Raw genomic sequence first — 5755 nt, forward strand, 5'->3', positions numbered from 1 at the left:
GCGGGGAATGGCTCGGCGACGCCGGCACCGCGGCTGAGGCTGTCAGCGCCCTGCTCAGCGAACTCGGCCCGGACAACTACCTCAGCGTCCAGGCCTATTTCGACCGGCTGGCCTATGCCAGCTTCGAAGGCGTCCGGGACGAACTGGCCGCGGTCAGCGGACGCCCGGTCACCTTTGGCTGGGGCCCGCGGTTCCTGCACTCCACCGGCCAGTTCCACAAGGGCGGACCCGCGATCGGCGTTTTCCTGCAGGTCACGGCCGCATCCGCGGCTGACCTGGCCATCCCGGACCGGCCGTTCACGTTCGGCGAGCTGATCTCGGCGCAGGCCGCGGGCGATGCCCAGGTCCTGTCCGAGCACGGCCGTCCGGTCCTCCGGCTGCACCTGGCCGACCGCGCCGCGGGTGTGAAGCAGCTCCAGGAGCTCGTCACCTCCCTTGCCGGCCAGGCAGCATCCTCCACTGAAAGCTAAGGCACCCACGCAACCATGCCAGAAACCTACATCGGCGGCAGGAACACGGCCGGCCGGGGGCGCAATCCGCTCCGGGACCCCCGTGACCGCCGTCTGAACCGTATTGCCGGACCGGCGTCGCTGGTCCTGTTCGGGGTGACCGGGGACCTCGCCMGCAAGAAGCTCATGCCCGCCGTGTATGACCTTGCCAACCGCGGGCTGTTGCCGCCGAGCTTCGCGCTGGTGGGCTTTGCCCGCCGCGAGTGGGAGAACGAGGACTTCGCCGCGGAGGTCAAGGAGTCCGTCAAGGCGTACGCCCGCACCCCGTTCGACGAAACGGTCTGGAAGCAGCTCTCCGAGGGCATCCGCTTCGTGCAGGGCGAGTTCGACGACGACGAGGCATTCAAGCGGCTCTCCGACACGATCGATGAGCTCGACGAACAGCGCGGGACGCGGGGAAACCACGCGTTCTACCTCTCGATCCCGCCGAAGGCCTTCGAGCAGGTCTGCCGTCAGCTCTCCAAGCACGGCCTGGCCCAGGCCGCGGGCGACAACTGGCGCCGCGTGGTGATCGAAAAGCCGTTCGGACACGACCTCGGGTCGGCCCGGCAGCTCAACGACATYGTCGAGTCGGTGTTCCCGCCGGACKCGGTGTTCCGGATCGACCACTACCTGGGCAAGGAGACGGTGCAGAACATCCTGGCACTGCGCTTCGYCAACCAGCTSTTCGAGCCGYTCTGGAACGCCAACTAYGTGGACCACGTCCAGATCACCATGGCCGAGGACATCGGGACCGGAGGCCGGGCAGGCTACTACGACGGCGTGGGCGCGGCCCGCGACGTCATCCAGAACCACCTGCTGCAGCTGCTGGCCCTGACGGCGATGGAAGAACCGATCTCCTTCAACGCGGACGACCTGCGTGCCGAGAAGGAAAAGGTCCTCGCCGCCGTCCGGCTCCCCGAGGATCTCTCCTCCCACTCCGCCCGCGGGCAGTTCACCGGCGGCTGGCAGGGCGGCGAGGAAGTCCTCGGGTACCTGGAGGAGGAGGGCATCCCGGCCGATTCCAAGACCGAGACGTTCGCCGCGATCCGGGTGGACATCAACACCCGCCGCTGGTCCGGCGCGCCGTTCTACCTGCGCGCCGGCAAGCGGCTGGGGCGCCGGGTGACGGAGATCGCCGTCGTGTTCAAGCGCGCACCAAACCTGCTCTTCACGGACCACGGCGAGGACGACTTCGGCCAGAACGCCGTGGTGATCCGGGTCCAGCCTGACGAGGGCGCCACGATCCGGTTCGGTTCCAAGGTCCCGGGCACCCAGATGGAGGTCCGCGACGTCACCATGGACTTCGGCTACGGCCACTCTTTCACTGAGTCCAGTCCCGAAGCCTACGAACGCCTGATCCTGGATGTGCTCCTGGGCGAGCCGCCGCTGTTCCCCCGGCACCAGGAAGTTGAGCTGTCCTGGAAGATCCTGGATCCCTTCGAGGAATACTGGGCCGGCCTGGACGAACAGCCCCAGCCCTACGCTCCCGGCAGCTGGGGCCCTGCCTCGGCCGATGAGCTCCTTGCCCGCGACGGACGAACCTGGAGAAGGCCATGATCGTAGATCTTCCCGACACCACCACCTCCAAGATTTCCAAGAAGATTATGGCCCTGCGCGAGCAGGGTGGCGTGATCGCCCTTGGCCGGGTCCTGACCCTCGTGGTCGTCACCCGCTCCGGGCTGGAAGAGGAGGCCATCGAGGCCGCCAACGAGGCCAGCCGGGAACACCCGTGCCGGATCATCGTCCTCGCCGACGCCGGGGCCTCGGCCCCGACCCGGCTGGACGCCCAGATCCGCGTTGGCGGCGACGCCGGCGCCTCCGAGGTGATCCTGCTGCGCGGCTACGGCGAACTGGCCGAGGAAAGCGAATCCCTCGTCGCGGCCCTGCTGCTCCCGGACGCCCCGATCGTGGCCTGGTGGCCGCACGGCGCGCCCAGGAACGCGTGCCAGACCTCGGTCGGGGGCATCGCGCACCGCCGGATCACCGACTCGGCCAATGAAGCGGACCCGGTCGCGGCGCTGGAGAACATCCGCCGCACCTACAAGGCCGGCGACACGGACCTGGCTTGGACCCGGCTGACCAACTGGCGCATCCAGCTGGCCGCGGTCCTGGACCAGGTGGACGACTCGCCGGTGACGGCCGTGGCCGTCGAGGGCGCCTCGGACTCCCCCAGCACCGTGCTTCTCGCAGCCTGGCTCACCCTGGCCCTGGACGTTCCCGTGACGATTGTGGCGGATCCGGCCGGAACCGGCATCCGGCGCGTCCGGCTGACCCGGCCCGGCGGCGACATCCAGCTCTTCCGGCCCGGGCTCACCATCGCGGAACTGACCCAGCCCGGCCAGCCCGCCCAGCGGATCTCACTGCCCCGCCGCAGCCTCAAGGACTGCCTGGCCGAAGAACTCCGACGCCTGGATCCGGACGAAGTCTTCGGTGAAGTGATTACTATGGGACTGCCGCGTACCAATCTAAGGAGTGTCCGTCCCAGTGAGCGCTGACCCGAGAGTAAGCATCCATCCTGACTCGACCGTTCTGATGGCGGCCATCGCAGCCCGCCTGATTACCAAGCTGGTGGATATCCAGGACCGGCACGGCGAGGCCACGGTAGTGCTTACCGGGGGAACGATGGGCATCGGCTCGCTCAAGGCAGTGGCCGAATCGCCCGCGGCGCGGGCCGTCGACTGGTCCAAGGTGAACTTCTGGTGGGGTGACGAGCGCTTCATGGCGGCCGGCGACGCCGAGCGCAACGCCCGCCAGGCCCAGGACGCCCTCCTGTCCCACATCAATGTTGATCCGGCGCGCGTCCATGTGCCCGGTTCCACCGATGACTTCGACAGCCCGGACGACGCCGCGGCCGACTATGCCCGCCGGCTCGCCGAGGCGGCGGCCGCCGAGCACGCCGCTGACATGTCCGACGACAGGCCGGAACAGCCTGCGCGGCTCCCCCGCCTGGACATCGTCCTCCTCGGCGTCGGGCCGGACGCACACGTCGCCTCGCTCTTCCCGGAGCAGGCCGGCATCCGGGAGAAAGAACTGACTGTCGTGGGCGTCCGCAACTCCCCCAAGCCGCCGCCGGCGCGGGTGTCGCTGACGTTGCCGGCGATCAACACGGCATCCGAGGTGTGGATGGTGGTGGCCGGTGACGACAAGGCCGGCGCCGTAGGGCTCGCCCTGGCCGGCGCCAATCCCGTGCAGGTGCCCGCCGCGGGGCCGCGCGGCCGCCGGGAAACGCTGTGGCTGATTGACGAGGACGCGGCCTCACGGGTCCCGGAGCAGCTCGTCCGGAAGGGTCCGTCCGGAGCGTAGACGCTCCAGCGCTCCAGCCAGCACGTCTTCGGCGTCCTGGCTGGAGCGCCGTTCTTTAACGTATTCCAGATGCGTCTTGAAGCCCTCTGTTGGCGTTTCCTCCAGGGCAAACTTTGATTCGTCGCGGGTTGCGGTGCCGCCGCAGCGCCGGCAGTCCCAAACTCCGGGGATCTGTTCCTCCGGCAGCTGTGCGAACACGAGCGAGGTTTCATGGCCCTTGGCGCACCGGAAAGCTACACGAATACGGGGCTGGCGTACGCCGGCCCCGTTCAGTGGTTCATGGCGGGGAGTGGCCCCCTCGGTGGCGCCCACACGGATTCCTTTGAATCCGGAAGCAGAATGCAGCATCGGGAACTCCTGGCTACTTAGCTGGTGGAAGTGCAAGACGACAGCCACAGTGTAGTTCGTGAGTTCCCGATGCCGGGAGGGCCATAAGGACCCCATATGAAGTTTTCGGACGGGCGTCCTAGGAATCGGCGCCTGTGCTGAACCGCATGAGCAGCCCGAGGGCGATGATCACCACTCCCCAGGTGATTCCCAGGATGACCGTGAACCGGTTGAGGTTCCGTTCCGCGACGCCGGAGGAGCTCAGGCCCGAGCTCATGCCGCCGCCGAACATGTCGGACAGGCCGCCTCCGCGTCCCTTATGGAGCAGGATGAGCAACGTCAGCAGGAGGCTGGTGATGCCCAGGAGGACCTGCAGAATGACATGAAGAACGTCCACGACGGCCTTTCAGAAGGATTGGATTGCGGGGGTCAGGCTGTGTCCGGACTAATCCGTCAACAGGTGACTCTCGAACCTGACAATATTAGCAAACTCGGCAGCGTCCAGGCTGGCACCGCCGACCAGCAAGCCGTCGACGTCGCGCTCCTTCAGGATCGATGCCGCGTTGTTGGCCTTGACCGAGCCGCCGTACAGCAGGCGGGTCTTGGCGGCGACGTCTGCTCCGAAGAGGGTGGACAGTTCGGCACGGATGGCGGCGCACATTTCCTGCGCGTCCTCCGGGCCTGCGACCTCGCCGGTGCCGATGGCCCACACGGGCTCGTAGGCAACTACGAGCCCGGCGGCCTGCTCCGGGGTGAGGCCTTCGACGCAGGCGCGCAGCTGGGCGAGGGTGTGGTCCACGTGGGTGCCGGCCTGCCGGATCTCCAGGCCTTCACCGACGCAGAGGACCGGGGTGATGCCGTGCCGGAAGGCGGCTTTGGTCTTGGCGTTGAGCACGGCGTCGGACTCGTTGTGGATGGTGCGGCGTTCGCTGTGGCCGACCAGGACGTAGCTGCAGGCAAGCTTGGCGAGGAACTGGCCGGAAATGTCGCCCGTGTAGGCGCCGGAGTCGAACTGGGAAAGGTCCTGGCCACCATAGACGACGGCGAGCTCGTCGCCCTGGACCAGGGTCTGGACGCCGCGGAGATCCGTGAACGGCGGGAAGACGGCGACCTCCACCCGGCTGTAGTCGTGCTTGGCGTCGGACAGGGTCCACGCGAGCTTCTGCAGGAGGGTGATGCCCTGGACGTGGTCCATGTTCATCTTCCAGTTGCCGGCGATGAAGGGCTTGCGGTCGAATTTACCGTTGGTTGACGTGGTCACGTGATCTCCAGGAGTTCTTGGTGTGTGGGAGCAGCCGGCAGGGCGCCCGGTTCCCTGCGGAGGGCGCCCTGCCGGCTCAAATGCCGGTGCTTTTAGCGGTCAGTGCTTCTAACGGTCCAGGACGCTCAGGCCGGGGAGTTCCTTGCCTTCAAGGTACTCCAGACTTGCGCCGCCGCCGGTGGAAATGTGGCCGAACGCCTCATCGGCGAAGCCGAGTGTCCGGACCGCTGCCGCCGAGTCGCCGCCGCCAACCACGGTGAACGCGTCCGTCTCGGTCAGGGCCTGGGCGATGGCCCGGGTACCGCCGGCGAAGGCCGCGAATTCGAACACGCCCATGGGCCCGTTCCAGAACACCGTCCGAGCGCCCTTGATC

General features: G+C 67.7%; 7 protein-coding genes and 1 pseudogene. 4 read left to right on the forward strand and 4 right to left on the reverse strand.

Translation table 11 applies throughout. The annotated features are described in order from the left end of the window. From AC1D1S_RS18625 to pgl, 4 genes and pseudogenes are all read left to right on the forward strand, one after another. Window positions 1-470, forward strand: a pseudogene (locus AC1D1S_RS18625) (glucose-6-phosphate isomerase); the annotation flags it as partial. Window positions 471-485: 15 nt separating this feature from the next. Next, window positions 486-2048, forward strand: a complete 1563-nt coding sequence (gene zwf / locus AC1D1S_RS18630) for a glucose-6-phosphate dehydrogenase (protein WP_476995160.1) — start codon at window positions 486-488, stop codon at window positions 2046-2048. Then, entirely contained in the window at window positions 2045-2986 is a 942-nt protein-coding gene (locus tag AC1D1S_RS18635; RefSeq protein WP_028275501.1) for a glucose-6-phosphate dehydrogenase assembly protein OpcA, read from the forward strand. Before zwf ends, AC1D1S_RS18635 begins: the two co-directional genes overlap by 4 nt. Further along, on the forward strand, window positions 2976-3794 hold the full coding sequence (gene pgl, locus AC1D1S_RS18640) for a 6-phosphogluconolactonase (RefSeq protein ID WP_308197210.1): 819 nt from the start codon (window positions 2976-2978) through the stop codon (window positions 3792-3794). Before AC1D1S_RS18635 ends, pgl begins: the two co-directional genes overlap by 11 nt. Here the strand turns inward: pgl and AC1D1S_RS18645 are convergent. From AC1D1S_RS18645 to pgk, 4 genes are all read right to left on the reverse strand, one after another. Next, on the reverse strand, window positions 3747-4142 hold the full coding sequence (locus AC1D1S_RS18645) for an RNA polymerase-binding protein RbpA (RefSeq protein WP_028276843.1): 396 nt from the start codon (window positions 4140-4142) through the stop codon (window positions 3747-3749). The two genes, pgl and AC1D1S_RS18645, sit on opposite strands and share 48 nt — an antisense overlap. 118 nt (window positions 4143-4260) lie before the next feature. Further along, window positions 4261-4518 carry a preprotein translocase subunit SecG gene (secG, locus tag AC1D1S_RS18650; protein ID WP_018772994.1) on the reverse strand — a complete coding sequence of 86 codons (258 nt, stop codon included), beginning with the start codon at window positions 4516-4518 and terminating at the stop codon, window positions 4261-4263. 48 nt (window positions 4519-4566) lie between these two features. Further along, complete coding sequence (gene tpiA, locus AC1D1S_RS18655; RefSeq protein WP_243177725.1) at window positions 4567-5382, reverse strand: triose-phosphate isomerase; 816 nt, start codon at window positions 5380-5382, stop codon at window positions 4567-4569. 108 nt (window positions 5383-5490) lie between these two features. Then, a partial coding sequence (gene pgk, locus AC1D1S_RS18660) for a phosphoglycerate kinase (protein ID WP_476995161.1) occupies window positions 5491-5755 on the reverse strand: 265 nt, incomplete at its 5' end.

The sequence above is a fragment of the Arthrobacter sp. P1_A5 genome (assembly GCF_056406825.1).

What these genes read in the sequence shown, in the direction of transcription:
- AC1D1S_RS18635 (WP_028275501.1), top strand. Translation starts at nt 2,045, where the DNA reads ATGATCGTAGATCTTCCCGACACCACCACCTCCAAGATTTCCAAGAAG.
- AC1D1S_RS18645 (WP_028276843.1), bottom strand. Translation starts at nt 4,142, where the DNA reads ATGCTGCATTCTGCTTCCGGATTCAAAGGAATCCGTGTGGGCGCCACC.